This window comes from Scandinavium sp. UTDF21-P1B, assembly GCF_040750395.1.
GTDB lineage: Bacteria > Pseudomonadota > Gammaproteobacteria > Enterobacterales > Enterobacteriaceae > Scandinavium.
In genome coordinates, this window is sequence record NZ_JBFLVD010000008.1 from 153143 (window position 1) to 180116 (window position 26974).

23 protein-coding genes and 8 tRNA genes are annotated in these 26974 nt (G+C 54.2%); 5 read left to right on the plus strand and 26 right to left on the minus strand.

What is annotated here, in order from left to right; translation table 11 throughout:
- Window positions 1-57: 57 nt before the first annotated feature.
- The 9 genes from AB1287_RS04645 to miaB all read right to left on the minus strand — a co-directional run bounded on the left by AB1287_RS04645 (window position 58) and on the right by miaB (window position 9351).
- Window positions 58-783, minus strand: a complete 726-nt coding sequence (locus tag AB1287_RS04645) for an amino acid ABC transporter ATP-binding protein (protein ID WP_435617099.1) — start codon at window positions 781-783, stop codon at window positions 58-60.
- On the minus strand, window positions 783-1457 hold the full coding sequence (gene gltK, locus AB1287_RS04650; protein ID WP_435617100.1) for a glutamate/aspartate ABC transporter permease GltK: 675 nt from the start codon (window positions 1455-1457) through the stop codon (window positions 783-785). Before gltK ends, AB1287_RS04645 begins: the two co-directional genes overlap by 1 nt.
- Window positions 1457-2197, minus strand: coding sequence for a glutamate/aspartate ABC transporter permease GltJ (gltJ, locus tag AB1287_RS04655; RefSeq protein WP_312624455.1), 741 nt, complete (start codon window positions 2195-2197; stop codon window positions 1457-1459). Before gltJ ends, gltK begins: the two co-directional genes overlap by 1 nt.
- A gap of 193 nt (window positions 2198-2390) precedes the next feature.
- The gene (locus AB1287_RS04660; RefSeq protein WP_435617101.1) at window positions 2391-3296 is read right to left on the minus strand and encodes an amino acid ABC transporter substrate-binding protein; all 906 of its coding nucleotides are present in this window, start codon (window positions 3294-3296) and stop codon (window positions 2391-2393) included.
- Window positions 3297-3699: 403 nt separating this feature from the next.
- A complete protein-coding gene (gene lnt / locus AB1287_RS04665; protein ID WP_312624452.1) occupies window positions 3700-5244 on the minus strand; it encodes an apolipoprotein N-acyltransferase in 1545 nt (514 codons plus the stop codon).
- A gap of 21 nt (window positions 5245-5265) precedes the next feature.
- Complete coding sequence (corC, locus tag AB1287_RS04670; protein ID WP_312624449.1) at window positions 5266-6144, minus strand: CNNM family magnesium/cobalt transport protein CorC; 879 nt, start codon at window positions 6142-6144, stop codon at window positions 5266-5268.
- A gap of 99 nt (window positions 6145-6243) precedes the next feature.
- Window positions 6244-6711 (minus strand): rRNA maturation RNase YbeY, encoded by a 468-nt coding sequence (gene ybeY, locus AB1287_RS04675; RefSeq protein WP_312624448.1) that lies wholly within the window; start codon window positions 6709-6711, stop codon window positions 6244-6246.
- The gene (locus AB1287_RS04680) at window positions 6708-7763 is read right to left on the minus strand and encodes a PhoH family protein (protein WP_435617102.1); all 1056 of its coding nucleotides are present in this window, start codon (window positions 7761-7763) and stop codon (window positions 6708-6710) included. The genes ybeY and AB1287_RS04680 overlap by 4 nt, the downstream gene beginning before the upstream one ends.
- Before the next feature lie 154 nt (window positions 7764-7917).
- A complete protein-coding gene (miaB, locus tag AB1287_RS04685; protein WP_312624446.1) occupies window positions 7918-9351 on the minus strand; it encodes a tRNA (N6-isopentenyl adenosine(37)-C2)-methylthiotransferase MiaB in 1434 nt (477 codons plus the stop codon).
- 140 nt (window positions 9352-9491) lie between these two features.
- Here miaB and ubiF point away from each other — a divergent pair, with 140 nt between their 5' ends.
- On the plus strand, window positions 9492-10667 hold the full coding sequence (gene ubiF / locus AB1287_RS04690) for a 3-demethoxyubiquinol 3-hydroxylase (RefSeq protein WP_435617103.1): 1176 nt from the start codon (window positions 9492-9494) through the stop codon (window positions 10665-10667).
- 129 nt (window positions 10668-10796) lie between these two features.
- On the opposite strand, the gene AB1287_RS04695 is transcribed toward ubiF, so the two are convergent.
- The 13 genes from AB1287_RS04695 to nagB all read right to left on the minus strand — a co-directional run bounded on the left by AB1287_RS04695 (window position 10797) and on the right by nagB (window position 17804).
- Window positions 10797-10871: transfer RNA gene (locus AB1287_RS04695), tRNA-Gln, on the minus strand.
- A 37-nt stretch (window positions 10872-10908) separates the two neighbouring features.
- A tRNA-Gln gene (locus AB1287_RS04700) sits at window positions 10909-10983 on the minus strand.
- Window positions 10984-11020: 37 nt separating this feature from the next.
- Window positions 11021-11095, minus strand: a tRNA-Gln gene (locus AB1287_RS04705).
- 6 nt (window positions 11096-11101) lie between these two features.
- Window positions 11102-11178 (minus strand) — tRNA-Met (locus AB1287_RS04710).
- A 24-nt stretch (window positions 11179-11202) separates the two neighbouring features.
- Window positions 11203-11277: transfer RNA gene (locus tag AB1287_RS04715), tRNA-Gln, on the minus strand.
- Window positions 11278-11313: 36 nt separating this feature from the next.
- A tRNA-Gln gene (locus AB1287_RS04720) sits at window positions 11314-11388 on the minus strand.
- A gap of 22 nt (window positions 11389-11410) precedes the next feature.
- Window positions 11411-11495 (minus strand) — tRNA-Leu (locus AB1287_RS04725).
- A 7-nt stretch (window positions 11496-11502) separates the two neighbouring features.
- A tRNA-Met gene (locus AB1287_RS04730) sits at window positions 11503-11579 on the minus strand.
- 231 nt (window positions 11580-11810) lie between these two features.
- Window positions 11811-13475, minus strand: coding sequence for an asparagine synthase B (asnB, locus tag AB1287_RS04735; RefSeq protein ID WP_435617104.1), 1665 nt, complete (start codon window positions 13473-13475; stop codon window positions 11811-11813).
- 257 nt (window positions 13476-13732) lie between these two features.
- Window positions 13733-14485, minus strand: coding sequence for an HAD-IIA family hydrolase (locus AB1287_RS04740; RefSeq protein WP_435617175.1), 753 nt, complete (start codon window positions 14483-14485; stop codon window positions 13733-13735).
- Window positions 14486-14568: 83 nt separating this feature from the next.
- Window positions 14569-15789 (minus strand): DNA-binding transcriptional regulator NagC, encoded by a 1221-nt coding sequence (nagC, locus tag AB1287_RS04745; RefSeq protein WP_312629206.1) that lies wholly within the window; start codon window positions 15787-15789, stop codon window positions 14569-14571.
- A gap of 11 nt (window positions 15790-15800) precedes the next feature.
- Window positions 15801-16946, minus strand: coding sequence for an N-acetylglucosamine-6-phosphate deacetylase (gene nagA / locus AB1287_RS04750; protein WP_312629204.1), 1146 nt, complete (start codon window positions 16944-16946; stop codon window positions 15801-15803).
- Between the two features lie 57 nt (window positions 16947-17003).
- Entirely contained in the window at window positions 17004-17804 is an 801-nt protein-coding gene (nagB, locus tag AB1287_RS04755) for a glucosamine-6-phosphate deaminase (protein WP_312629203.1), read from the minus strand.
- A gap of 324 nt (window positions 17805-18128) precedes the next feature.
- Here nagB and nagE point away from each other — a divergent pair, with 324 nt between their 5' ends.
- The 4 genes from nagE (at window position 18129) to chiQ (ending at window position 24192) form a co-directional block, all read left to right on the plus strand.
- Window positions 18129-20150, plus strand: a complete 2022-nt coding sequence (nagE, locus tag AB1287_RS04760; protein WP_435617105.1) for an N-acetylglucosamine-specific PTS transporter subunit IIBC — start codon at window positions 18129-18131, stop codon at window positions 20148-20150.
- A gap of 181 nt (window positions 20151-20331) precedes the next feature.
- Window positions 20332-21996: a glutamine--tRNA ligase gene (gene glnS, locus AB1287_RS04765; protein ID WP_312629194.1), complete on the plus strand. Its 1665-nt coding sequence runs from the start codon at window positions 20332-20334 to the stop codon at window positions 21994-21996.
- 397 nt (window positions 21997-22393) lie between these two features.
- Window positions 22394-23806 (plus strand): chitoporin ChiP, encoded by a 1413-nt coding sequence (gene chiP, locus AB1287_RS04770; RefSeq protein WP_312629193.1) that lies wholly within the window; start codon window positions 22394-22396, stop codon window positions 23804-23806.
- 50 nt (window positions 23807-23856) lie between these two features.
- Window positions 23857-24192 carry a ChiQ/YbfN family lipoprotein gene (chiQ, locus tag AB1287_RS04775; RefSeq protein WP_312629192.1) on the plus strand — a complete coding sequence of 112 codons (336 nt, stop codon included), beginning with the start codon at window positions 23857-23859 and terminating at the stop codon, window positions 24190-24192.
- A gap of 88 nt (window positions 24193-24280) precedes the next feature.
- Here the strand turns inward: chiQ and fur are convergent, their stop codons facing one another.
- From fur to ybfF, 4 genes are all read right to left on the minus strand, one after another.
- Entirely contained in the window at window positions 24281-24733 is a 453-nt protein-coding gene (gene fur, locus AB1287_RS04780; protein WP_097164769.1) for a ferric iron uptake transcriptional regulator, read from the minus strand.
- A gap of 314 nt (window positions 24734-25047) precedes the next feature.
- A complete protein-coding gene (fldA, locus tag AB1287_RS04785) occupies window positions 25048-25578 on the minus strand; it encodes a flavodoxin FldA (protein WP_312629191.1) in 531 nt (176 codons plus the stop codon).
- 149 nt (window positions 25579-25727) lie between these two features.
- A complete protein-coding gene (gene ybfE, locus AB1287_RS04790; protein WP_312629190.1) occupies window positions 25728-26021 on the minus strand; it encodes a LexA regulated protein in 294 nt (97 codons plus the stop codon).
- 131 nt (window positions 26022-26152) lie between these two features.
- Complete coding sequence (gene ybfF, locus AB1287_RS04795) at window positions 26153-26917, minus strand: esterase (protein ID WP_435617106.1); 765 nt, start codon at window positions 26915-26917, stop codon at window positions 26153-26155.
- Window positions 26918-26974: the final 57 nt, after the last annotated feature.

Consider the following 26974-nt stretch of genomic DNA (forward strand, 5'->3'; position numbering starts at 1 on the left):
GTTTGCACCCTCTCCTTTTGGGAGAGGGGCGGGGTGAGGGGATCAGGCCGCAGAGGATCAGTGCAGAATCTTCGCCAGGAAATCCTTCGCACGATCGGACTGAGGATTATTGAAGAAATCGTCCTTGTCGGAGTCTTCCACAATCTTCCCTTCATCCATAAAGATGACGCGGTTTGCCACTTTGCGGGCGAAGCCCATTTCGTGAGTTACCACCATCATCGTCATTCCTTCGTGCGCCAGTTCGACCATGACGTCCAGCACTTCGTTGATCATCTCAGGATCGAGCGCAGAGGTGGGTTCGTCAAACAGCATGGCGACAGGATCCATGCACAGCGCACGGGCGATCGCCACACGCTGCTGTTGGCCGCCGGAAAGCTGTGCCGGGAACTTATCGGCGTGAGCAGAAAGACCAACGCGTTCCAGCAGCTTCAGGCCTTTAGTGCGGGCGGCGGCTTTATCGCGCTTGAGCACTTTGACCTGCGCCAGCGTCAGGTTTTCGATGATCGACAGGTGCGGGAACAGCTCGAAATGCTGGAACACCATGCCGACGTGCGAACGCAGCTTAGCCAGATCCGTTTTTTTGTTGTTTACCTGCGTGCCGTTCACCAGGATCTCACCCTGTTGTACAGGCTCAAGGCCGTTCACGGTTTTGATAAGCGTGGATTTACCGGAGCCTGACGGGCCGCAAACCACCACTACTTCACCTTTTTTCACTTCCGTGGAGCAGTCGGTCAGCACCTGAAAGTGGCCATACCATTTCGAAACATTTTTCAGGGAAATCATTACACGGTCCTTTTCTTCAAATAGCTGACCAACAGCGAGGCGCTTAAGCTGATAACAAAATAGACGGCCCCGGCGAACAGGATCATCTCAACCTGGGTACCGTCACGTTCGCCAATGGTGGACGCGGTACGGAAGAAATCGGCAAGGCTCAGAACGTAAACCAGCGAAGTATCCTGGAACAGGACGATCCCCTGCGTCAGCAGCAGCGGCACCATCGCACGGAACGCCTGTGGCAGAATGATGAGCTTCATTGACTGCCACTGCGTCATTCCGAGCGCCAGCGCAGCGTTGCCCTGGCCGCGGGAGACGCTCTGGATACCGGCGCGGATAATTTCTGAATAATAGGCCGCCTCAAACATAGAGAAGGCGACCATCGCTGACACCAGGCGGATGTCGGTTTTTGGTGAAAGGCCCAGCACGTTTTGCAGAAAACCAGGGACGATCAGGTAAAACCACAGCAGCACCATCACCAGTGGAATAGAACGGAATACGTTCACGTAGGCGATGGCAAACCAGGCGACTGGCTTAAAGGTCGACAGCCGCATCACCGCCAGCAGCGTACCCCAGACGATGCCGAAAACCACGGCGGTAACCGTAATCTTCAGCGTAATCACCAGGCCTGCCAGCAGATAAGGCATAGAAGGAACGATGGAACTCCAGTCAAAATCGTACATTATTTGCCTCCCATGTTGCCGGGCAGGCGAACTTTACGTTCAACCAGATTCATTGCCAGCATAATCACGGCGTTGATCAGGACATAAGCCAGCGTAATCGCCGTGAAGGATTCCCAGGCGTGTGCGGAATAGTCCAGCAGCTTGCCGGCCTGCGCGGCCATGTCCACCAGGCCAATTGTCGAGGCGATGGCCGAGTTTTTCACCAGGTTCATCATCTCCGAGGTCATCGGCGGCACAATCACGCGATAGGCGTTAGGCAGCAGTACGTAGCGATACGCCTGCGGCAGGGTCAGCCCCATCGCCAGCGCCGCGTTTTTCTGTCCTCGCGGCAGCGACTGAATCGCCGCGCGCACCTGTTCGCACACGCGAGCCGCGGTAAACAACCCCAGGCAGAGCATCGACGAAACGAAGAACTGAATGTTGGGATCGAGCTCAGACTTAAACCACATGCCGATATTTTCCGGCAGCAGTTCCGGTATCACCAGATACCAGGTAAAGAACTGAACGATCAAGGGAACGTTACGGAACAGTTCAACGTACAGCGTGCCGATTCCGGAGAGGAAGCGGTTGGGCACGGTGCGCAGAATGCCGAACAATGAGCCAACGAGGAAGGCGATAATCCAGGCCGTGACGGAGAGCGCCACGGTGACCTGAAAGCCGCTCCACAGCCAGCCGAGATAGGTGGTGTTGCCGAACGGGGCCTGTTGCAGAAAAATACCCCAGTTCCAGTCGATTGACATAAATGCACTCCGAAAAAAAAAAGGGTAGCAGCGCTACCCTCGAAGACTGCTAAGGAAACCTTTACCCGTTATCCTTTTCGGCATTCAGGGTATTGATATTTCATGCCCGCTGGGGAACGACCAGCCGACACTGAGTCTGTCCGTGTTTCCTCGCAATCGAGAGGGCAGGCGAACCCGCCCATCGTTTTTCTAATTAGTTAAGAGCTTTGTCGTTTGGTTCTTTAAACAGTGCCTTCATGTCGTCAGACAGTTCGAAGTTCATGTTCAGGTTTTTCGGTGGGATCGGCTGCTTGAACCACTTGTCGAACCATTTCGCGGCTTCACCGGAGGTTTGCGCCTGTGCGATGGTGTCATCCATCAGCTTCTTAAAGGCCGGATCGTCTTTACGCAGCATGCAGCCATAGGCTTCTTTAGACTGAGGCGTACCGATGATTTCCCAGTTGTCTGGTTTCTTCGCCTTCGCACGTTCGCCCGCCAGCAGCGCGTCATCCATCATAAACGCCACCGCACGGCCGCTTTCCAGGGTACGGAAGGAGTCGCCGTGGTCTTTCGCGCTGATGATGCGCATCCCCATTTTCTTCTCGTCGTTCATTTTGTTGAGCAAAATTTCTGATGTGGTACCTGAAGTCACCACCACAGCTTTGCCTTTTAGATCGTCGAAATCTTTAATCGGGCCGCCTTTTTTCACCAGCAGACGCGTGCCGATGATGAAGATGGTATCGGAGAAGGCCGCCTGTTTCTGACGCTCAAGGTTGTTGGTGGTGGATCCACATTCGAAGTCATAGGTACCGTTCTGCAGCAGCGGGATACGGTTCTGTGACGTAACCGGGATCAGCTTGACCTGCAGATCAGGCTTGTTCAGTTGCTTCTTGATCGCATCAACGATAGCGTTGGAGTAATCCTGAGAGTAGCCAACGACTTTCTGCTGGTTATCGTAGTAAGAAAACGGTACAGAGGATTCACGGTGGCCGACCACGATCACCCCATTTTTGGCAATTTTATCCAGCGTGCTGCCCGCTGCAGGTGCGTCTTCTGCATGGACAACGCTCGCGGACATTCCCATCACCAGCATGGCCGCGGCCAGTTTACGTAATTGCATATCCAACTCCTTATCGTGGCGTCAGCGACGCGCAGATACCCGTGTGAGTGTTGTGTTGTTATAGCCTGCCACTTGAGTGTGCAGTATTAAGCCAGTTTGTTAACATTTAGTTTGGCTTAATGTAAAGATTTTGCTGCATTATTGTTTGTTTTTGCGAGATGCGCCGCACCGTTTTGAGGCAAAAATGCTCTTATGCACCGAAAGGGTGCTACCGGTGGGGGCTGGTGGTGCAACTCAGTTGCACGATCGCCGATAACGCAAATCTCTGAAAGGATTAAGCAATTGGCGTGCCAGAAGTGAATGCAGGATTATTTGAAAGGAGGGTGCGGTCTGATGCCCTCACCCCGACCCTCTCCCACAGGGAGAGGGTGAATACACTAAACACTGTCCGGTAGAGACAGTTTTACAATTTACCTCGACGCTGTCTCAGGCTCATTACCAGAGCACCAAAACCAAACAGAGCGGTCAGGATCCACAGCGGCCAGTTGCCGGTGCGCGCATAGGGCGTCAGGCCAGTGGTCGGCGTAACGGTAGTCGTCAGCACTTCGCGAGTAAACTGCGGGATCATCGCCTGTACATCGCCGCGTGGATCAATGACAGCCGTAATACCGTTGTTGGTGCTACGAAGCAGTGGGCGAGCCAGCTCCAGAGCACGCATACGCGCCATCTGGAAATGCTGCCAGGGACCGATGGATTTCCCAAACCAGGCATCGTTAGAGATGGTCAGCAGGAAATCGGTATCCGGTCGGAAGTTATCGCGTACTTGCTCACCGAGAATAATTTCGTAGCAGATAGCCGCCGTCAGCTTCAGATTATGTGCCGACAGCTGTGGCTGAATGTACGGCCCACGGCTGAAGGACGACATGGGTAAATCGAAGAACGGCGCGAGCGGGCGCAGAATGGATTCCAGCGGCACAAACTCGCCAAACGGCACCAGATGATTTTTGTTGTAGCGATCGGTCGAATCGTAGCTGTACGGGTTGTCTTTGCCGAGCGTGATAATAGTGTTGTAGGTATCGTAACGGTTTTGCGCGTTAAGACGGGAATCTACCACGCCGGTAATCAGTGAGCTGTTTTTGGCACGCAGCATATCATCCATCATGCTGAGCAGGCGCTGCTGATTGATTTCCAGGTCCGGAATAGCGGACTCCGGCCAGATAATCAGCTGTGATTTGCCCATCACTTTTTCCGTCGAATCGAGATAAATTTTGAGTGTGTTGATCAGCTCTTTTTCATCCCACTTCAGCGACTGTGGAATATTACCCTGCACCAGCGAGACTTCCGTCGTGCGGGCGGGAAGCAATTGATACCACTGGATATAACGCAACGGGAAAGGCAGAGCGAACAGCACCACCGCAGCAACCAGCGGACGCCAGCTGCGGGTGACCAACGCCAGCACCAGCAGGCCGCTCACCATCATCAGCAGGAAGTTGATGGCTTCGACGCCCATCACCGGCGCCAGGCCTTTCAGCGGACCGTCAATCTGACTGTAGCCGAACTGTAGCCAGGGGAAACCGGTCAGCACCCAGCCGCGCAGGAATTCAGTCAGCTGCCAGACCGCCGGAGCGGCAATGGCGACGCGCACCCAGTTTGCTTTCGGCCACAGGCGCGAGAGTATCCCGGCAAACAGCCCGGTATAAAGCGACAGATACGCGGCGAGCAGAACGACGAGGAAAACGTTCACCGGGCCCGGCATCCCGCCGAACTGCGCGATGCTGACGTAAACCCAGTTAATGCCGGAGCCAAACAGCCCAAGCCCCCAGAAATAGCCAATCCAGGCGCTTTGCAGCGGACGGCGGTTGAGCGTCAGCCCCTGAAGCCCCATCAGCGAAACGATCGCCGCAGGCCAGATATCGTAGGGGGAGAAAGCCAGCGTTCCGCAGGCACCAAAAAGCAGCGCCAGCAGCAGGCGAATGCGCTGGCGTTCAATCAGAGAGGCAAATGCCATTTAGCGTTGTCGTCCCGTTAATTAGTCTTCCAGATTGGGCTGTGGCGCATCTTCCGGAAGTTTGACGTGTACCTGGATGATACGGCGGCTGTCAGCCATCGCAACTTTGAACTGGTAACCATCAATGTCAATGGATTCGCCGCGCGCAGGCAGGTGCCCGAATGCCTGCATCACCAGACCGCCGATGGTATCCACTTCGTCATCGCTGAAGTGCGTGCCGTAGGCTTCGTTGAAGTCCTCAATGGATGCCAGGGCGCGAACGGTCCAGGTATGACGGCTCAGCTGACGGAAATCGATGTCGTCTTCTTCATCGTATTCGTCTTCAATTTCGCCGACGATAAGTTCGAGGATGTCTTCGATGGTCACCAGACCCGAGACGCCGCCAAATTCGTCAATCACAATCGCCATGTGATAGCGCTGAGAGCGGAACTCCTTCAGCATGCGGTCAACCCGCTTGCTTTCCGGCACCACCACAGCCTGGCGCAACACTTTTTCCATGCTGAAGGCTTCGGCGTCGCTGCGCATAAACGGCAGCAGATCCTTGGCCATCAGAATCCCTTCAATGTGATCTTTATCTTCGCTGATCACCGGAAAACGCGAGTGGGCGGACTCGATAATGACATCGAGGCATTCATCCAGGGTTTGATTGCGTTTCAAGGTAACCATCTGAGAGCGGGGGATCATGATGTCGCGGACGCGCTGGTCGGCGATATCCATTACCCCTTCGAGCATGTCGCGCGTATCTTCATCGATAAGATCGTTCTGCCCGGAATCACGGATCAGCGCCAGGAGTTCATCACGGTTTTTTGGTTCGCCGTGGAACAGTTGGCTCAGTAAGAGGGAGAAGAATCCCTTTTTGCTGTTTAAGGTGTCGTTACTGTGTGAGTTGTCGTCGCTCATGGCGTCGTATGGGGTCTCATGTTAGTGAAATCATCTGCCGCGCGTAAACTCAGCTGCTGGCAGCATAAAATCCCCTCGCAGCGGTTAGCTGCCGCAGGGTTACTCTTTCTCGGCAATGTACGGATCATCATAGTTCAGAGCAAGCATTATCTCTGTTTCCAGACTTTCCATCTCTTCGGCTTCGTCGTCTTCAATATGATCGTAACCCAGCAGGTGCAGGCTGCCGTGTACCACCATGTGCGCCCAGTGGGCTTCGAGTGGTTTACCCTGCTCCTGAGCTTCGCGTTCCACCACCTGGCGGCAGATGATGAGATCGCCGAGCAGCGGCATCTCAATACCTGGCGGCGCCTCAAACGGGAAGGAAAGCACGTTGGTTGATTTGTCTTTGCCGCGATAGGTGAGGTTGAGCTCATGGCTTTCCGCTTCATCAACCAGGCGAATGGTCACTTCCGATTCGGCCTGAAACGCCGGGATTGTCGCATCCAGCCAGCGCTGGAATTGCGCTTCCGGCGGCAGGCCGTTTTCATCTTCGGTGGCTATCTGTAAATCTAAAATTACCGAGCTCATTTTTGCTCCTGAGACTGCGCGGTCAGCGCTTCGCGTTTACGCTCTGCGGCTTCGGCAGCTCTGCGCTTTTGATCTGCTTCTTCCCAGGCTTCATAGGCGTTAACGATGCGGGCGACCACCGGGTGGCGCACCACGTCTTCACTGTGGAAGAAGTTGAAGCTGATTTCATCCACTTCCGCCAGCACTTCGATGGCATGGCGCAGGCCCGATTTCATATTACGCGGCAGGTCAATCTGGGTGATGTCGCCGGTGATCACGGCTTTGGAGTTAAAGCCAATACGGGTCAGGAACATTTTCATCTGTTCGATGGTGGTGTTCTGGCTTTCATCCAGAATGATGAACGCATCGTTCAGCGTACGGCCACGCATATAAGCCAGCGGGGCGACTTCGATGACGTTGCGCTCAATCAGCTTTTCGACTTTCTCAAAGCCGAGCATTTCGAACAGCGCGTCGTACAGCGGGCGCAGATACGGATCCACCTTCTGGCTCAGATCGCCTGGCAGGAAGCCAAGTTTTTCACCGGCTTCCACCGCCGGACGAGTCAGCAGAATGCGGCGAATTTCCTGGCGCTCAAGGGCGTCCACCGCAGCGGCAACCGCAAGGTAGGTTTTGCCGGTTCCCGCAGGACCTACGCCAAAGGTGATGTCATGGTCGAGAATATTAGCGATGTACTGCGCCTGATTTGGCGTACGCGGCTTAATGACTCCACGCTTGGTTTTGATATTGATGGCTTTGCCGTAGTCCGGTACGCTCTCGGCGCTTTGTTCCAGCACGCGGGCTTCTTTAATCGCCAGATGAATCTGCTCAGGTTCGATATCCTGGGTCTGGCCACGCATCGGGGCTGTATCAACATACAGAGAGCGCAGAATATCGGCTGCTGCATTCACGCAGAGGGCGCGACCGGTGAGTTTGAAGTGGTTATCGCGGCGGTTGATTTCGATGCCCAGTCGACGTTCGAGGTGCTTGACGTTGTCATCAAACGGGCCACACAGGCTCAGCAGGCGTTCGTTGTCTGCCGGCTCAAGGGTGATTTCACGGGTTTCTGTATTCAAACTGTTCCTCTTTATACCTGGCGCCACGGAGGGCTTTTATGGACCTGCTTAAAGGAAATTATTCTCGCAAGCGTTTAAAGGTGCAAGCATTGCCATGGATGTGGGGGCAGGGCGGGGAAATGCAAGGGCCTGCCGCGCACGGCAGGCCGGGCGATTACGGCTGGAAGGTACCGACGCCGAGGTCATTTTCTTTGCGGGTACGGGCAATCACGGACTCAGGAGATTCCACGATACGTAGCCCCATTTCCGCCTCCGTGCGTACCAGTTTACCGCGCAGGGAGTTGGTGTAGACGTCGACGATTTCCACATCCACGAATTTGCCTACCATCTCCGGCGTACCTTCAAAGTTCACCACGCGGTTGTTTTCGGTACGCCCGGTGAGCTCCATAATGCTTTTCCGGGAAGTGCCTTCCACCAGAATGCGCTGGACGGTGCCGAGCATACGGCGGCTCCAGGCCATGGCCTGCTGGTTAATGCGTTCCTGAAGGATATAAAGGCGCTGCTTTTTAACCTCATCCGGCACGTCGTCGACCATATCGGCCGCCGGAGTACCCGGGCGTGCGGAGAAGATAAAGCTGTAGCTCACGTCCATATTGACGTCGGCAATCACCTTCATGGTCTTTTCAAAGTCTTCGTTGGTTTCGCCAGGGAAGCCGACGATAAAGTCTGAACTTATCTGGATATCGGGCCGGGCTTCGTACAGCTTGCGGACAATGGCTTTATACTCCAGCACCGTATGCGTGCGGCCCATCATGTTCAGCACGCGGTCCGAACCGCTTTGTACCGGAAGATGCAGGAAGCTCACCAGCTCCGGTGTATCACGATAGACGTCGATAATGTCGTCGGTGAATTCGATCGGATGGCTGGTGGTGAAGCGAAGGCGGTCAATACCATCGATGGCGGCGACCAGGCGCAGCAGTTCGGAGAATGAACCGGTGCTGCCGTCATAGTTTTCACCGCGCCAGGCGTTAACGTTCTGCCCCAGCAGGTGGATTTCACGCACGCCCTGGGCCGCCAGCTGAGCGACCTCAAACAGAATGTCATCAGTAGGTCGGCTGACTTCTTCGCCGCGGGTATAAGGCACGACGCAGTAGGTACAGTATTTGTTGCAGCCTTCCATAATGGAAACGAACGCGGTTGGCCCCTCAGCACGAGGTTCAGGCAGGCGGTCGAATTTTTCAATTTCCGGGAAGCTGACGTCGATGATTGGCTTACGGCGATCGCGCATGCCGCGAATGGTGTCGATCATTTCCGGCAGGCGATGCAGGGTTTGCGGGCCAAAAATGATGTCAACGTAGTGAGCACGCTGGCGGATAAGCTTGCCTTCCTGAGACGCTACGCAGCCACCGATGCCGATGATTACGTCAGGTCTTTTCGCCTTGATAAGCTTCCAGCGCCCCAGCTGGTGGAACACTTTTTCCTGCGCCTTCTCACGAATTGAGCAGGTGTTCAGCAACAGCACGTCGGCTTCATCCGCGTTTTCAGTCAGTTGATAGCCGTGAGTGGCATCCAGCAGATCGGCCATCTTGGATGAATCGTATTCGTTCATCTGACAGCCCCAGGTTTTTATATGGAGTTTTTTTGTCATCGACTTTGCTTTGCTCGGGGAAAACGCAGGGGTGCGTATTGTAATGCTTTGCGGCGAGCGTGACCAGTATGACTGAGCTTACGCCCAAAGCCTGAAAAATCCGGTAAACTGAAGAGATTGAGTTTTAAGGACAATGAGCCATGAGCAATCACTCTACAGATATCGCCATCGTGGGCGGCGGAATGGTCGGCGGGGCGCTGGCGCTGGGACTGGCGCAGCAGGGATTCAGCGTGATCGTTATCGAACGCGCCGCGCCGCCGGAATTTGATGCGGGAAGCCCGCCAGATGTGCGCATTTCGGCTATCAGCGCCTCCTCCGTGGCGCTTCTGCGCGGGCTTGGCGTCTGGGAAGCCATTCAGGCGATGCGAACGCACCGCTATCGTCAGCTGGAAACCTGGGAATGGGAGAATGCGCATGTGGTGTTCAATGCCTCTGAGCTGAAGCTGCCTGAACTCGGGTATATGGTGGAGAATAACGTGTTGCAGCTAGCGCTGTGGCGCGCGCTGGAGGCGCAGGAGAAGATTACTCTGCGAGTTCCGGCTTCGCTGGAAACGATGCTTCACGGAACGGAAGGCTATTCGCTTGGGTTTACGGACGGCAGCGAACTGCAGGCGAAGCTGGTTATCGGTGCCGACGGTGCGAATTCGCAGGTTCGCCAGATGTCGGGTATCGGCGTCCATGCATGGCAGTATCCGCAATCCTGCATGCTGATTACCGTCGAGTGTGAAAATGAGCCGGGTGACAGCACATGGCAGCAGTTTACGCCGGACGGACCGCGAGCGTTTTTACCGCTGTATGACAATTGGGCATCGCTGGTGTGGTATGACACACCTGCGCGTATCCGCCAGCTTCAGGCGCTGTCGCTGGAACAGCTGGAACAGGCGATCGCCCATACTTTTCCGTCGCGGCTGGGAAAAGTGAAAGCCGTTGCCGCCGGGGCCTTCCCGCTAACGCGCCGCCACGCGCTTCGTTATGTGCAGCCAGGGCTGGTGCTGGTAGGTGATGCGGCGCACACCATTCATCCTTTGGCCGGGCAGGGCGTGAATCTGGGCTATCGTGACGTGGACGCATTAGTGGATGTGCTGGCAAGCGCGCGTAGCCACGGTGAAGCATGGGCGAGTCTGCCAGTGCTCAAGCGCTATCAGACCCGCAGAATGGCGGATAACTATCTGATGCAGTCCGGCATGGATCTGTTTTATGCCGGCTTCAGCAACGATCTCGCCCCACTGCGTATGCTGCGCAATATTGGCCTGATGGCCGCAGAACGTGCAGGCGTCCTGAAACGTCAGGCGCTGAAGTATGCATTAGGTCTTTAAATTTTATTTTGCCGGGAGGCGCTGCGCTTTCCCGGCCTGGAGAAAACGTTGGCACGTGCAAATAAGTCCCGCCGGGCACTGGACACGTAAAAACAAAAAAGCCCGCATAAGCGAGCTTTTTTGTTTTATTGGCTGGGGTGCAGGGATTCGAACCCCGGAATGCTGGTATCAGAAACCAGAGCCTTACCGCTTGGCGACACCCCAATAAATTTTTTACTGCTTAACGATGTTAGTTGAAAAGTGGCTGGAGTGCAGGGATTCGAACCCCGGAATGCTGGTATCAGAAACCAGAGCCTTACCGCTTGGCGACACTCCATCCGATTTTCTTTTCACTTTCTACATCGTTTACAACTTGGCTGGGGTGCAGGGATTCGAACCCCGGAATGCTGGTATCAGAAACCAGAGCCTTACCGCTTGGCGACACCCCAAGAATTTGGTGGCTACGACGGGATTCGAACCTGTGACCCCATCATTATGAGTGATGTGCTCTAACCAACTGAGCTACGTAGCCTGAATTTTTATGCCAGAACAATACTGGCTGGGGTACCTGGATTCGAACCAGGGAATGCCGGTATCAAAAACCGGTGCCTTACCGCTTGGCGATACCCCAATGACTCACGTGTTAAAACGCTTAGTCAGGGAAAAGTGGCTGGGGTACCTGGATTCGAACCAGGGAATGCCGGTATCAAAAACCGGTGCCTTACCGCTTGGCGATACCCCATCCGTGCAACGCTTACTGGGAATGGTGCGGGAGGCGAGACTTGAACTCGCACACCTTGCGGCGCCAGAACCTAAATCTGGTGCGTCTACCAATTTCGCCACTCCCGCAAAAAGATGGTGGCTACGACGGGATTCGAACCTGTGACCCCATCATTATGAGTGATGTGCTCTAACCAACTGAGCTACGTAGCCATCTTTTTTTCGCGTTACCTTATCGGCGTTGCGGGGCGCATTATGCGTATTGAGCCTGGTAGCGTCAACTTCTTTTTCAAGGAAAATAGCCGGAATGTGACTGTTTGGTTAGGTTGCGAACAGCAAGGCGAATTTATCGGCAATAATTGATTCTAACGCCTTTTTTGCCGCCAGATGAGTACCCACAAACGGCAAAAGGGCCCCGAAAGGCCCTTTGTCAAAAACGTGACATTATTTGTAGGCAGACTGATGCACGCCGACGGCACGGCCTGATGGATCGTTCATGGTTTTGAACGCTTCGTCCCACTCGATCGCTTTCGCAGAAGAGCAGGCTACGGACGGGCCGCCTGGTACACATTCCGCCGCGCTTGGCAGCGGGAACAGCTCTTCAAAGATTTCGCGATACAGATAGGCTTCTTTTGAAGATGGCGTGTTGTACGGGAAGCGGAAGCTTGCAGTTTCCAGCTGTTTGTCGGTGATTTGCTTCGCAGCCACTTCTTTTAACGTATCAATCCAGCTGTAGCCCACGCCGTCAGAGAATTGTTCCTTCTGGCGCCACGCCACGCTTGCCGGCAGATAAGATTCAAAGCATTCGCGCAGAATGTGTTTTTCCATTTTGCCGTTGCCGCACATTTTATCCTGCGGGTTGATACGCATCGCCACGTCGAGGAATTTCTTGTCGAGGAACGGCACGCGCGCTTCAACACCCCAGGCAGACATCGCTTTGTTTGCGCGAGCGCAGTCAAACATATGCAGAGCCTGAAGCTTACGCACAGTTTCTTCATGCAGCTCTTTGGCGTTCGGCGCTTTATGGAAGTAGAGGTAGCCGCCGAACAATTCATCGGAGCCTTCGCCAGAAAGCACCATTTTTATGCCCATCGCCTTGATTTTACGCGACATCAGATACATTGGCGTCGAGGCGCGAATGGTGGTCACATCGTAGGTTTCGATGTGATAAATCACGTCGCGAATGGCATCCAGACCTTCCTGCACGGTGAAGTGAATCTCATGGTGCACGGTGCCCAGATGATTTGCCACTTCCTGCGCAGCTTTCAGGTCCGGTGAACCTTCCAGGCCAACGGCGAAAGAGTGCAGCTGCGGCCACCAGGCCTCAGATCGCTCCTGATCTTCCACGCGGCGAGCGGCGAATTTCTTGGTGATGGCGGAAATAACGGATGAATCCAGACCACCGGAAAGCAGCACGCCGTAAGGTACGTCAGACATCAGGTGGCTTTTCACGGAGTCTTCCAGCGCCTGACGCAGTTCGTTTTTGTCGGTGACGTTGTCTTTTACCGCCTCATAGTCGAACCAGTCGCGCTGATAATAAGGACGGATTTCGCCGTCCTGGCTCCACAGGTAGCTGCCAGCAGGGAATTCTTTGATGGTGCGGCACACCGGCACCAGTGCTTTCATTTCGGAGGCAACATACAGGTTACCGTGCTCGTCGTGACCCATGTACAGCGGGATGATCCCAATGTGATCGCGGCCAATCAGGTACGCGTCTTTTTCGCTGTCGTACAGGGCGAAGGCGAACATACCTTGCAGATCGTCGAGGAACTCCGGGCCTTTTTCCTGGTACAGCGCGAGGATCACTTCGCAGTCGGAACCCGTCTGGAACTGGTAACGGTCGCCATATTCAGCGCGCAGTGCCTGATGGTTGTAGATCTCACCGTTCACGGCCAGCGCATGGGTTTTCTTTTCGTTGTAAAGCGGCTGGGCACCGGCGTTGACGTCGACAATCGACAGACGTTCGTGAGCAAGAATAGCTTTATCGCTGGCATAAATACCGGACCAGTCCGGGCCGCGGTGGCGCATCAGGCGGGACAGTTCCAGCGCTTTTTTACGCAGCTCAACCGCGTCCGTCTTGATATCCAGTACACCGAAAATAGAACACATAGCTACTTCTCCGTTAATGCTGTTGCGTGTTGTTGGGGCGTTGCATGCTTTAAAAAATGCCGTAAAGCGTAAGCGTGCGCAAGAGGATTACGGGGCTAAACGAAAATAGTGCAATGAGGATTAGCGAATAGTGAAAAAGGCGCAGGCTTTTAGTTCTGCTATTGACGGTTTCTCAATAAACTACGTCTTTTATTAGACGTTGGTGCATTTTTGAAGTTGAAAAATAAAAAACCACGCCGCAGGACGTGGTTTTGAACTCAGATGATGTCGATTTCGGCAACCGACGGGTAAATCCACGACGGCCGGAAGGGCATATTGTCGATGTCATCGACGGTGGAGACACCGGAGAGCACCAGAATCGTTTCCAGACCGGCCTGGAAGCCTGCCAGAATATCGGTGCGAAGATTGTCGCCTACAATCACCGTTTCTTCAGAGTGGGCCTGCATTTTGTTCAGCGCGGCGCGGATTATCCACGGGCTTGGCTTACCAACGACAAAAGGTTTACGACCTGAGATTTTCTCAATACCAGCACAAAGCGCCCCGCACGCCGGATAATAGCCACGGCCGTGGGTATCCGGGTTGGTGGCGATAAAGCGTGCGCCGTTGGCGACGAAGAACGCAGCCTTGTGCATCATTTCCCAGTTAAAGGAGCGCGTTTCGCCGACAATCACGAAGTCCGGGTTGACGTCAGTGATGGTGAATCCGGCTTTATACAGTTCGTGGATTAGCGCGCCCTCACCGACAACGTAGGCTTTTTTCCCTTCCTGACGGCGCAGGAAGTCGGCGGTGGCCATGGCGGAGGTATAAAACACGCTGTCCGGGACGTCGATGCCCGCGGTAGCGAAACGGTTTGCCAGATCCTGACCTGTTTGTGACGGGTAGTTGGTCAGGCAGACAAACGGCATGCCTTTATCCAGCACGCGCGCAACGAAATCAGCAGCGCCCGGTACGGCTACGTTATCGTGCATCAGCACGCCGTCAATATCGCAAATGATGTTCTTGAGGGTCATGGACAGTCCAGCGTCTTTGTTCAGGAAAGGCGTAATTATACACATTATCCTCCCTCATGCCCGAAGCGCGGGAGGAGGGCGGGTTAGCCTTCGAGCAGATGCTGCAGCAGCAGGCCGTTGAGCATTGAACGTTTGACCAGCGCAAACGCGCCAATGGCCGAACGATGATCGAGGGCCGAGCGCACGACGGGCAGATTCTGGCGAAACGCTTTCAGCGCCTGAGTGTTGATGCAGCCTTCGACGGCGGGCAGCAGCACTTTTTCGGCTTCGGTGATTTCACCGGCAATCACCACTTTTTGCGGATTAAACAGATTGATAGCAATGGCGATGGTTTTACCCAAATGGCGGCCAACCTGCTCAATCACTTCGCTTGCCAGCGCATCGCCTTTATTCGCGGCTTTGCAGATGGTTTTGATGTTGCACTCATCCAGCGTGACTTTGCTCTGATAGCCTTTTTCCAACAGCTGACGAACCTTAAGTTCGATGGCGGCATTGGCGGCGACGGTTTCCAGGCAGCCAAAATTGCCGCAGTGGCAGCGTTCGCCGAGCGGGTCGACCTGAATATGGCCAATCTCGCCGACGTTGCCGTTGCGGCCGATAAAAATGCGCCCATTGGAGATGATCCCGGCCCCGGTTCCTCGGTGAACACGCACCAGAATAGAGTCTTCGCAGTCCTGTGTTGCACCGAAGTAGTGCTCTGCGAGCGCCAGACTGCGAATATCGTGACCGACAAAACAGGTGACGTTAAAGCGTTTTTCCAGCGCGCCCACCAGACCCCAGTTCTCCACCTGAATGTGAGGCATATAGCGGATGACGCCGCTTTCCGGATCGACCAGCCCCGGCAGGATAACCGAGATTGCGATCAGTTCGCGGATCTTGCGCTGGGTGTGCTCAATAAAGGTGGCGATGGTGTCGAGGAGCGCATACTCAAGCGTTTCCTGCGTGCGTTGTGGAAGCGGGTAGTGCTCTTCAGCAAGCACCTTGCTGCTCAGATCGTAAAGCGTGAGCGTGGTGTCGTGGCGACCAAGACGTACGCCGATGGCGTGAAAATTGCGGGTCTCGGTAACGATAGAAATGGCGCGGCGGCCTCCGGTGGAGGCCTGCTGATCGACTTCTTTGATCAGGCCGCGTTCAATAAGCTGACGCGTGATTTTGGTCACGCTGGCGGGCGCAAGCTGGCTCTGTTCGGCAATCTGAATGCGCGAGATTGGCCCATGCTGGTCAATCAGGCGGTAAACGGCCGCACTGTTAAGCTGTTTAACGAGGTCAACATTACCAATTTGAGCTTGTCCGCCTGATGTCATACTTTACTTACTCAGTTAACGACCTCGTTACCATTAACGATGGTCTTGGTGATTTTATAATCGCGGGTGAACGCGGTCAGGTTCGCCACCTTGCCTGGCGCAATGCTGCCGAGCTGTTTTTCCACGCCGATGGCGCGGGCAGGATAGAGCGTAGCCATACGCAAGGTTTCATCCAGGGCGATGCCGCAGTGTTCTACCAGATTACGCACGCCTTCAATCATGGTTAGCGCCGAGCCGCTCAGGGTGCCGTTCTCATCCACGCAGAGCCCATCGCGGTAGTATATTGTTTTACCAGCAAAAATGAACTCTTCAATGTTTGCCCCCGCCGGCGCGGTGGCGTCGGTCACCAGGCACAGCTTATCGCCTTTCAGGCGTTTGGCGTTGCGGACGTTGGCGAAATCGACGTGCAGACCGTCAACGATAATGCCGCAGTAAACGTCTGCTTCATCAAAGATGGCGCCAGCAAGGCCCGGCTCGCGTCCGGTGATGTACGGCATCGCGTTATAGAGGTGTGTGGCGAAGGTGATGCCCGCACGGAAGCCCACTTTGGCTTCTTTCAGCGTGGCATTGGAGTGACCCGCAGAGACCACGATCCCGGCATTCACCAGACGAGTAATCACCTCGGCAGGTACCATTTCAGGCGCAAGTGTGACCTTGGTTATCACATCGGCGTTGGCGCAGAGGAAGTCCACCAGTTCATTGTCTGGTTTACGAACGTAATCCGGATTGTGGGTCCCTTTCTTGACGATGTTCAGCCACGGGCCCTCAAGGTGCAGACCGAGTGCCTGATTTGGGTATTTCGCCAGGTATTCACGCATTACGCGGATACCCTGCTTCATCAGGTCGTCGCTGGAGGTAATCAGCGTTGGCAGGTAGCTGGTGCAGCCAGATTTTTCGTTGGCTTTCTGCATGATTTCCAGCGTTTCAACGGTCACCGCGTCCGGGCTGTCGTTGAACTGCACGCCGCCGCAGCCGTTTAACTGCACGTCAATAAAACCGGGAGCGAGGATGGCGCCATTCAACGAGCGTTGCTCAATCCCGGACGGCAAGTCGGCCTGTGGGCAGATACGTTCAATCAGGCCATCGGCAATCACTACCGCATGGTCATCCAGAATTTCGTGGCCGGTATAGATTCGGCCCTGAGTTAATGCATACATTACGACCCCCGGTTCTTAAAAATGCGACCGCCCCTGAAAACAGAGGCGGGGATTCAATTACAGACCTTTGATGTTTTCAGCTTCTAATTCGTTGAAGTACTTCAGCGTCTTCACTTTCAGCTCCATGGTGGACGGCTCGTCACACACCATGACCGCTTTCGGATGCAGCTGCAGGCAGCTGATAGTCCACATATGGTTGACGTTACCTTCAACGGCGGCCTGCAGCGCCTGTGCTTTCTGGTGGCCCAGCACCAGAATCATCACTTCTTCTGCGTCCAGCAGCGTACCCACACCCACGGTCAGTGCGTATTTAGGCACTTGAGTCACGTCGCCGTCGAAGAAGCGGGAGTTTGCCACGCGGGTGTCATGAGTCAGGGTTTTAATGCGGGTACGGGAAGCCAGGGAAGAGGCAGGTTCGTTGAATGCGATGTGACCGTCGTTGCCCACGCCGCCCATGAACAGGTTGATTTTACCGTAGGAGCGGATTTTTTCTTCGTACTGGCGGCACTCTGCGTCGATGTCTGGCGCGTTGCCATCCAGCAGGTTAATGTTTTCAGCTGGAATATCAACGTGATCGAAGAAGTTGCGGTGCATGAAGCTGTGGTAGCTTTCCGGATGCTCCTTCGGCAGGCCAACATATTCGTCCATGTTGAAGGTGACAACGTGTTTGAAACTAACCTGGCCCGCTTTATGCATATCAACCAGAGCTTTGTATGCTGTGAGCGGGGTGCCGCCGGTTGGCAGACCCAGAACGAACGGACGATCCGCCGTTGGTTTAAACGCATTGATGCGGTTGACGATATGACGGGCGGCCCATTTGCCTACTTGTTCTGCTGTCGCCAGGGGAATCAGTCTCATTGTTCACCTCAATAGTTAATATAAACGGTTGGCGGATTGGCACCGAATCTCAGTTAAGAGTAACCTGGTTTGGCAACGAGAGGGGGCAATCCGTCCTGATTTTTCGAATGATAAAATAAGTTTTCCCTGTTAGCCAGTCGGATGAGGGGGGGATGACGATATTTGGTGATAAAAATCACAAAAAAGGTGCGTTTAATTTGCGAGACGAATTAATTTTCCACACACTCTCAAAGCAAGTGGTATGTCGCTGTGCTTTTAAGATAGTCACACTATAAAAATACGGCTTTAACGAAGTCGGATCGGGGTCTCATAGGGGGAAGAAAAGTGAGTGTTCTAGGTTATTTACAAAAAGTGGGCCGCGCACTGATGGTGCCAGTGGCCACGCTGCCTGCCGCAGCCATCCTGATGGGTGTCGGCTACTGGATTGACCCGGTAAGTTGGGGCGGCGATAACGCCTTAGCGGCGCTGTTTATCAAATCTGGCTCGGCCATCATCGATCATATGTCCGTGTTGTTTGCGATCGGTGTGGCTTACGGTATGTCCAAAGATAAAGACGGTGCAGCTGCGCTGACCGGCTTTGTTGGTTTCCTCGTTTTAACCACCCTGTGCTCTCCGGCAGCGGTGTCGATGATCCAGAAGATTCCTCTGGAGCAGGTCCCGGCGGCTTTCGGTAAGATCGAAAACCAGTTCGTGGGTATCCTTGTCGGTATTATTTCTGCTGAGCTGTACAACCGCTTCAGCGGCGTTGAGCTGCCGAAAGCGCTGTCGTTCTTCAGCGGCCGCCGTCTGGTACCTATCCTGACCTCCTTCCTGATGATCGCCGTTGCGTTCCTGCTGATGTACATCTGGCCGGTTATCTTCGGTGGCCTGGTGAGCTTCGGTGAGCACATTCAGAAACTGGGCTCTGCGGGCGCCGGTATCTATGCGTTCTTCAACCGTCTGCTGATCCCTGTTGGTCTGCACCACGCGCTGAACTCCGTATTCTGGTTTGACGTTGCCGGTATTAACGACATCCCTAACTTCCTGGGCGGTGCGCAGTCTATCGAAGCCGGTAAAGCGGTTGTCGGTATCACCGGTCGCTATCAGGCAGGCTTCTTCCCAATCATGATGTTCGGCCTTCCAGGTGCTGCGCTGGCGATTTACCAGTGCGCACGTCCGGAAAACAAAGCCAAAGTGCTGGGTATCATGATGGCGGGTGCCTTCGCGGCATTCTTCACCGGTATCACCGAGCCTCTGGAGTTCTCCTTCATGTTCGTGGCACCAGTGCTGTACTTCATCCACGCTGTGCTGACGGGTATTTCCGTGTTTATCGCGGCGAGCATGCAGTGGATTGCTGGTTTCGGCTTCAGTGCCGGTCTGGTGGATATGGTGCTCTCCTCGCGTAACCCGCTGGCGACGCACTGGTGGATGCTGATCCCTCAGGGCCTGGTGTTCTTCGTTATCTACTACGTGGTGTTCCGCTTCACCATCACCAAATTCAACCTGATGACGCCAGGTCGTGAACTGGCGGTTGCCGGTAGCGAAGAAGATGGTCAGGACGTGAATGTGAGCACCGGCAAAGAGCAGGATGCATCCGCGCTGGCTCGTCAGTACATTGCTGCCGTAGGTGGTTCTGATAACCTGACCGGTATCGACGCGTGCATCACCCGTCTGCGTCTGAACGTGAAGGATTCTTCTCTGGTTAACGAAGCGCTGGCCAAACGTCTCGGTGCGTCCGGTGTGATTCGTCTGAACAAAACCAGCGTGCAGATTATCGTGGGCTTCGTGGCAGAAAAAATTGCTAACGCGATGAAAACCACCGGCCACGTTGCCGCAGCAGAAGCAACTCCTGCTGCGGCGGCACCAGCAGCGGTAAAACCACAGGCTGTACCAAACGCAGCAGCGACTATTGCTGCGCTGGTATCCCCGGTTACCGGTGATGTTGTTGCTCTGGAGCAGGTTCCTGATGAAGCGTTCGCCAGCAAAGCCGTCGGCGACGGCGTAGCGGTGAAACCAACGGAGAAAACCGTCGTTTCTCCGGCAGCAGGCACCATCGTTAAGATCTTCAACACCAACCATGCGTTCTGCCTCGAAACCGAAAAAGGCGCGGAAATCGTTGTCCACATGGGCATTGATACCGTTGCGCTGAACGGCCAGGGCTTTACTCGCCTGGTGGAAGAGGGTGCGGAAGTGGTAGCCGGTCAGCCGGTTCTGGAAATGGATCTGGACTTCCTGAACGCCAACGCACGCTCCATGATCAGTCCAGTGGTGTGCAGCAATATCGACGACTTCAGCGGCCTGGTAATCAAGGCGCAGGGTCAGGTCGTTGCAGGCGTCACGCCGCTGTATGAGATTAAAGGCAAATAATCGTTCCTGAGTAAATCTTATGTGCCTTAGCGGCGGGGGAATTCCTCCGCCGCTTTTTTTTGCAGCAAATGCTCCCATTATTTTCATCAGATACGTATTTTCCGTAACTAAGGGTTGTCACTACGTCCGGCTTATAAGATCATATGCCGTTATATGTTGTTTACGCCTTGAGGAACCCGCGATGAGTGAGGCTGAAGCCCGCCCGACTAACTTTATTCGCCAGATTATTGATGAGGATCTGGCCAGTGGTAAGCACACGACCGTTCACACCCGTTTTCCGCCAGAGCCGAACGGGTATCTGCATATCGGTCACGCTAAATCGATCTGCCTGAACTTCGGCATCGCCCAGGACTATCAGGGTCAGTGCAACCTGCGTTTCGATGACACCAACCCGGTGAAGGAAGACATCGAATACGTTGAATCGATCAAAAATGACGTCGAGTGGTTAGGTTTCCACTGGTCTGGCGATATCCGCTACTCCTCGGACTATTTCGATACCCTGCATCAGTACGCCGTTGAGCTTATTAATAAAGGTCTGGCGTATGTCGATGAACTCTCTGCAGAAGAAATCCGCGAATACCGCGGCACGCTGACTGCGCCGGGTAAAAACAGCCCGTACCGCGATCGCAGCGTGGAAGAGAACCTGGCGCTGTTTGAAAAAATGCGCGCCGGCGGTTTCGAAGAAGGTAAAGCGTGCCTGCGCGCCAAAATTGATATGGCGTCATCCTTCGTCGTAATGCGCGATCCGGTGCTGTACCGCATCAAATTCGCCGATCACCACCAGACCGGTAGTAAGTGGTGCATCTACCCGATGTACGACTTCACCCACTGCATCAGCGATGCGCTGGAAGGGATTACTCACTCCCTGTGTACGCTTGAGTTCCAGGACAACCGTCGCCTGTACGACTGGGTACTGGATAACATCTCCATTCCGGTTCATCCGCGTCAGTACGAGTTCTCTCGTCTGAATCTGGAATACACCGTGATGTCCAAGCGTAAGCTGAACCAGCTGGTCACCGACAAGCATGTGGAAGGCTGGGATGACCCGCGTATGCCAACTATTTCAGGCCTGCGTCGTCGTGGCTACACCGCAGCGTCCATCCGTGAATTCTGTAAGCGTATCGGCGTCACCAAACAGGATAACACCATCGAAATCGCGTCGCTGGAATCCTGCATTCGTGAAGATCTGAACGAGAACGCACCGCGCGCGATGGCCGTTATCGATCCGGTTAAGCTGGTTATCGAAAACTACCAGGGCGAAGGCGAAATCGTCACCATGCCGAACCATCCGAGCAAACCGGAAATGGGCAGCCGTGAAGTGCCGTTCAGCCGTGAAATCTGGATCGATCGCGCTGACTTCCGCGAAGAAGCGAACAAGCAGTACAAGCGTCTGGTGATGGGTAAAGAAGTGCGTCTGCGCAATGCCTACGTGGTGAAAGCGGAACGCGTTGAGAAAGATGCAGAAGGCAATATCACCACTATTTTCTGCACTTACGATGCCGACACCCTGAGCAAAGATCCGGCCGATGGCCGTAAAGTGAAAGGCGTTATTCACTGGGTGAGCGCACAGCATGCGCTGCCGGTTGAAATTCGTCTTTACGATCGTCTGTTCAGCGTGCCAAACCCGGGTGCCGCGGAGGACTTCCTGTCCGTCATCAACCAGGACTCTCTGGTGATCAAACAGGGTTACGCTGAACCTTCCCTGAAAGCCGCTAAGGCGGGCGTTGCGCATCAGTTCGAACGCGAAGGTTACTTCTGCCTCGACAGCCGTTACAGCACCGCTGATAAGCTGGTCTTCAACCGCACCGTTGGCCTGCGCGATACCTGGGCGAAAGCGGGCGAGTAAGCTTGCTGCTTTAAGTCCTGAAAGCGTCGCTTCGTGCGGCGCTTTTTTTATGCCATTTTCGCGATGCGAAATAATCTCATTTCTGCTACTGAAACACTTATCGGCTCTGTTACATATTGCCACCTGCCCCATTTACTGGGCTGCTGACAAACCCCTGCTATTAGCGGTTCCTGCCATTTTGTCTCGCACTTGTACTTTGTAACAAAACGCAATCAAATATGTGCGCACTGTCATACTCTTGCGCATTCGTGCGGAAAAAGGATTGATAATTCGCGTCGCGAAAAATAGTCTACTGACATAGCGTCAGGCCCTTTCTGCCTCGCTACTTTTTTGCAGTGCTTATTTTATCGCTTTCGCCTTTTGCGACGGCGTTTTTAAAGTCAAAGAGGATATACACATGCGTACGTTCAGTGGCAAACGTAGTACGCTGGCGCTGGCTATTGCCGCCGTCACCGCAATGTCGGGCTGGGTTGCATCTCCGCAGGCCAGTGCAGCAGGATTCGTAGACGATTCAACGTTAACCGGCGGCATCTATTACTGGCAGCGTGAGCGTGACCGTAAAGACGTCACTGACGGTGACAAGTACAAAACCAACCTTTCTCACTCGACCTGGAACGCCAACCTCGACTTCCAGTCTGGCTTCGCCGCTGATTTCATCGGGCTTGATATCGCCGCCTTTACCGCAATCGAAATGGCCGAATCTGCCGAAAGCGGCCACCCGAACGAAATCGCGTTTTCCTCTATCAATAAGGGCTACGACGAAGACTACTCCGGTGATAAGAGCGGGATTAGCCTTTATAAAGCCGCTGCGAAATTTAAGCTTGGGCCTGCCTGGGCTCGTGCGGGTTACATTCAGCCAACCGGCCAGACGCTGTTAGCGCCGCACTGGAGCTTTATGCCTGGCACCTATCAGGGTGCTGAAGCCGGGGCGAACTTTGACTACGGTGATGCGGGCGCGCTGAGCTTCTCGTACATGTGGACCAACGAGTACAAGGCACCATGGCACCTTGAAACCGACAAGTTCTACCAGAATGACAGGAAAACCAAAGTCGATTATCTCCACTCCATCGGTGCGAAGTACGACTTTAAAAATGACCTCGTTCTGGAAGCCGCATTTGGTCAGGCGCAGGGCTTTATGGATCAGTACTTCGCCAAAGCCAGCTACAAATTCGACGTGGCCGGTACGCCACTTTCTACCAGCTACCAGTTCTATGGTGCACGTGACACCGTAGATAAAAACACCGTCAACGATATTTACGACGGTACCGCATGGTTACAGGCTCTGACCTTCGGCTACAAAGTGGCTGACGTGGTTGACCTGCGCCTCGAAGGGACATGGGTTAAGGCAGAAGGCCAGCAGGGCTTCTTCCTGCAGCGTATGACGCCAACCTATGCTTCCTCCAACGGTCGTCTGGATATCTGGTGGGATAACCGTTCCGACTTCAACGCCAACGGCGAAAAAGCCGTGTTCTTCGGCGGAATGTATGACCTGAAAAACTGGAACCTGCCAGGCTGGGCGGTGGGCGCTTCCTACGTTTACGCGTGGGATGCTAAACCGGCGGACTGGATGATCAACAGCGCAGGGCAGAAAGAGAGCATTGCCTCAAACAAAATCAAAGAGTCTTCCTACAGTCTCGATGCGATGTACACCGTCCAGGAAGGGCGCGCCAAAGGCACGCTGTTCAAGCTGCACTTCACTCAGTACGACAACCATTCAGATATCCCAAGCTGGGGCGGTGGCTACGGCAACATGTTCCAGGATGAGCGCGACGTGAAATTCATCGTTATCGCTCCGTTCACCATCTTCTGATAAGCGACGCGGCGGGCACGATGCCTGCCGCGTAACCATGAGGTCGTATCATGAAAAAATTGATTCTCGTCGCGATTATGGCGTCCGGGCTGGTGGCTTGTGCACAGCCGCAGGCACCGAAAGAAGACAGCAAGCTGAAAGCCGCCTACAGCGCCTGTATTAATACCGCGGAAGGCAATCCGGATAAGATTGAAGCCTGCCAAAGCGTGCTGGATGTGCTGAAGCAGGAGAAGGAGCACAAGCAGTTTGCCGAACAGGAAACGGTGCGCACGCTGGATTATCAGCAGTGTATCCAGGCGACCCGTACGGGTAACGATCAGGCAGTGAAGGCGCGCTGCGATAAAATCTGGCAGGAAATTCGCAGCAACAATACCCCCGCGCCGTAAGCCTTATTTCAACTCTGTTTTTGCCCCAAAATATGCCCATAAAAAAAGCCAACCGTCAGGTTGGCTTTTGCTTTTGCACGAGCGTCGATTATTTATCGGCGGCGTCGTGGGCGTGTTCATCTTCGCGGCAGTCGCCTTCAGCGCAGTGGCCGTAAAGATAAAGGCTGTGGTTAGTCAGACGAATGCCGTGCCTGGTGGCGATTTCACGCTGGCGTGCTTCAATCGAGTCATCACTGAATTCGATAACCTTGCCGCAGTCGAGGCAGATCAGGTGATCGTGGTGATGCTGCTGAGTCAGTTCGAAAACAGATTTACCGCCTTCGAAGTTGTGGCGGGTGACAATTCCGGCATCGTCGAACTGGTTCAGAACGCGATAAACCGTTGCCAGACCAATTTCCTCGCCCATATCGATCAGGCGCTTATAGAGGTCTTCCGCACTGACATGGTGATTGTCCGGCTCCTGAAGCACTTCCAGAATTTTAAGACGCGGAAGCGTGACTTTCAGGCCTGCCTTCTTTAATGCGATATTGTTGTCAGTCATGCGGAATCAGTCCTGTTGCTAGGCGATACACTTCCTTATTGGAAGTATTACTAAGAATGAATTCAGGATAATGCGTCTCATTATAGAACTGCGAAGTCTAAATGAAAACTGCAAACCCTGAGCAAAGTATGCTTTTCAGAAACGAGGCATCATCTGCAAAGCGAAACATCCGACCTCGTTAAAACAGCTGACATTGTACAGACATGTGCTCAAAAGTTAAAAATTTGTAGCGATTAATTTGATTGCTTTTATCTATTAATTTTACGGAACTTATCGCTAATACGGCGCAACCTGAGCGCTGCGCCATACGTTTATCAGGCGTTTTTGATCTCTTCGAGGTGCAGCTCTTCAGAAATCTGCTTAACCCACTTTTCAACGCGCTCAGCGGTCAGCTCCGGCTGACGGTCTTCGTCGATGGCCAGGCCCACAAAGTGATCGTCATCGGCCAGGCCTTTAGACGCTTCGAAATGATAACCCGCCGTTGGCCAGTGGCCGACGATGGTTGCGCCGCGTGGTTCGATGATGTCGCGGATGGTGCCGAGCGCATCACAGAAGTATTCTGCGTAATCTTCCTGGTCGCCGCAGCCGAACAGGGCCACCAGTTTGCCGTTGAAGTCTACCTCTTCCAGCGTCGGGAAGAAGTCGTCCCAGTCACACTGTGCTTCACCGTAGTACCAGGTCGGGATACCCAGCAGCAGAATATCGAAGCCTTCAAGATCTTCTTTGCTGCTTTTGGCAATGTCATGCACTTCAGCTACATCTTTACCAAGCTGCTTCTGAATCATCTTCGCGATATTTTCGGTATTGCCGGTGTCGCTGCCGAAGAAAATGCCTGTAATTGCCATGAGTAAAATAACCTCTTGAAACGTAATGAAATGATGGTGGAATGTTGCCCACAGATAAAGGCAATGATAGCAGGAGGAGAAGGGCGCGGGAACCGCAATCGCGCCGGACTGCACTCTCTGCTACATGAAAGTGATTTTTTGTCGGATTTTCAGACGAGTTTCTGGCTTCGCAACGCAGCCAACTGATGCATCAGTATTTCTTCAATCAGCTCGCTGCGGCTCATGTTTCTGGCTTCAGCCAGCTCGTTGAGCGCATCGACCGCTTCGTGATTGAGCTTTAGCTCAACGCGCTTGAGACCATTGCTTTTGTCGCGCTTCAGCTGATTACGCTTATTAATGCGTAACTGTTCGTCGCGCGAGAGCGGATTGGTTTTCGGCCTTCCCGGGCGACGCTCGTTTGCGAACAAATCTAATGTCGTTCGGTCCGTTTGTTCTTTTGCCATGATTCAGAGTGACTTCGGGGAAACAAGCCGCCGGACGACAGGCCCGGCGCAGATAGCGCGCAATCATACATCAGCGAAACCCCCACGCCAACGCCGGGAGCCACAATGGCGCTTGCTTGCTCGGATTTTAATCATTCCGCCAGATAGCGGCGAACAGCGCGCAGTACCGCGTCCGGTTTTTCAGCGTGGACCCAGTGCCCGGCACCGGCAATCACGTGTGCACGAGCCTGCGGGAATTGTGCCAGCAGCGTGTCGCGATACTCGGTGGTGACGTACGGAGAATTTCCGCCTGCAATAAACAGGGCAGGGTGGTCCCAGGCCGGAATCGTCTCCCAGCCGACAATATGCGGATACTGATCCCACAAAACCGGCACGTTAAAGCGCCATGCGCCACCGACGAAGGACTTCAACAGGAACTGAACCACGCCTTCTTCCTTTATATGCTGCCGCATTACTTCGGCGGCCTGCTGTCGTGTGGAAACGCCCGCTTCCGTCACCGCGTTAATCGCGGCAAAAATTTCATCGTGACGACGCACCTGATAATCCACTGGCGCAATGTCGATAGCCACCAGTTTTCCCACGCGTTCCGGTGCCAGGGCGGTAAACGCCATCACCGCCTTGCCGCCCATGGAGTGCCCAACCAGGGTGGCCTGCTCAATATCGTGAGCATCCAGCGTATCAAGTAAATCCTGAGCCATTGCCGGATAGTTCATGTCCGGGCTTCTTTCCGACAAGCCATGGTTGCGCATGTCGACTTGCAAAATATCGTGGTCGGTAACCAGGTCGCGGGCGAGGATCCCGAGGTTGTCCAGGCTGCCAAAAAGGCCGTGAACGAGGACGATGGGAGAATTAGTGTGCTGGTTTTGTGCAGATTGCGCTCGGCTGTTTAATTTCATGGCAAAGTTCTTTTTTTCGCTACGTCGGGTTAGGGTATCATGTTGAACATTCTGCCG

Bases quoted from the DNA above. Each gene is read 5' to 3' on its own strand.
- gltJ (WP_312624455.1), bottom strand. From the start codon at position 2,197: ATGTCAATCGACTGGAACTGGGGTATTTTTCTGCAACAGGCCCCGTTC.
- lnt (WP_312624452.1), bottom strand. From the start codon at position 5,244: ATGGCATTTGCCTCTCTGATTGAACGCCAGCGCATTCGCCTGCTGCTG.
- fldA (WP_312629191.1), bottom strand. From the start codon at position 25,578: ATGGCAATTACAGGCATTTTCTTCGGCAGCGACACCGGCAATACCGAA.
- asnB (WP_435617104.1), bottom strand. From the start codon at position 13,475: ATGTGTTCTATTTTCGGTGTACTGGATATCAAGACGGACGCGGTTGAG.
- ybfF (WP_435617106.1), bottom strand. From the start codon at position 26,917: ATGAAATTAAACAGCCGAGCGCAATCTGCACAAAACCAGCACACTAAT.
- gltK (WP_435617100.1), bottom strand. From the start codon at position 1,457: ATGTACGATTTTGACTGGAGTTCCATCGTTCCTTCTATGCCTTATCTG.
- ybfE (WP_312629190.1), bottom strand. From the start codon at position 26,021: ATGGCAAAAGAACAAACGGACCGAACGACATTAGATTTGTTCGCAAAC.
- AB1287_RS04740 (WP_435617175.1), bottom strand. From the start codon at position 14,485: ATGACCCTCAAGAACATCATTTGCGATATTGACGGCGTGCTGATGCAC.
- glnS (WP_312629194.1), top strand. From the start codon at position 20,332: ATGAGTGAGGCTGAAGCCCGCCCGACTAACTTTATTCGCCAGATTATT.
- corC (WP_312624449.1), bottom strand. From the start codon at position 6,144: ATGAGCGACGACAACTCACACAGTAACGACACCTTAAACAGCAAAAAG.
- AB1287_RS04645 (WP_435617099.1), bottom strand. From the start codon at position 783: ATGATTTCCCTGAAAAATGTTTCGAAATGGTATGGCCACTTTCAGGTG.
- chiP (WP_312629193.1), top strand. From the start codon at position 22,394: ATGCGTACGTTCAGTGGCAAACGTAGTACGCTGGCGCTGGCTATTGCC.
- nagB (WP_312629203.1), bottom strand. From the start codon at position 17,804: ATGAGACTGATTCCCCTGGCGACAGCAGAACAAGTAGGCAAATGGGCC.
- nagC (WP_312629206.1), bottom strand. From the start codon at position 15,789: ATGACATCAGGCGGACAAGCTCAAATTGGTAATGTTGACCTCGTTAAA.
- AB1287_RS04660 (WP_435617101.1), bottom strand. From the start codon at position 3,296: ATGCAATTACGTAAACTGGCCGCGGCCATGCTGGTGATGGGAATGTCC.
- fur (WP_097164769.1), bottom strand. From the start codon at position 24,733: ATGACTGACAACAATATCGCATTAAAGAAGGCAGGCCTGAAAGTCACG.
- ybeY (WP_312624448.1), bottom strand. From the start codon at position 6,711: ATGAGCTCGGTAATTTTAGATTTACAGATAGCCACCGAAGATGAAAAC.
- nagA (WP_312629204.1), bottom strand. From the start codon at position 16,946: ATGTATGCATTAACTCAGGGCCGAATCTATACCGGCCACGAAATTCTG.
- miaB (WP_312624446.1), bottom strand. From the start codon at position 9,351: ATGACAAAAAAACTCCATATAAAAACCTGGGGCTGTCAGATGAACGAA.
- chiQ (WP_312629192.1), top strand. From the start codon at position 23,857: ATGAAAAAATTGATTCTCGTCGCGATTATGGCGTCCGGGCTGGTGGCT.
- ubiF (WP_435617103.1), top strand. From the start codon at position 9,492: ATGAGCAATCACTCTACAGATATCGCCATCGTGGGCGGCGGAATGGTC.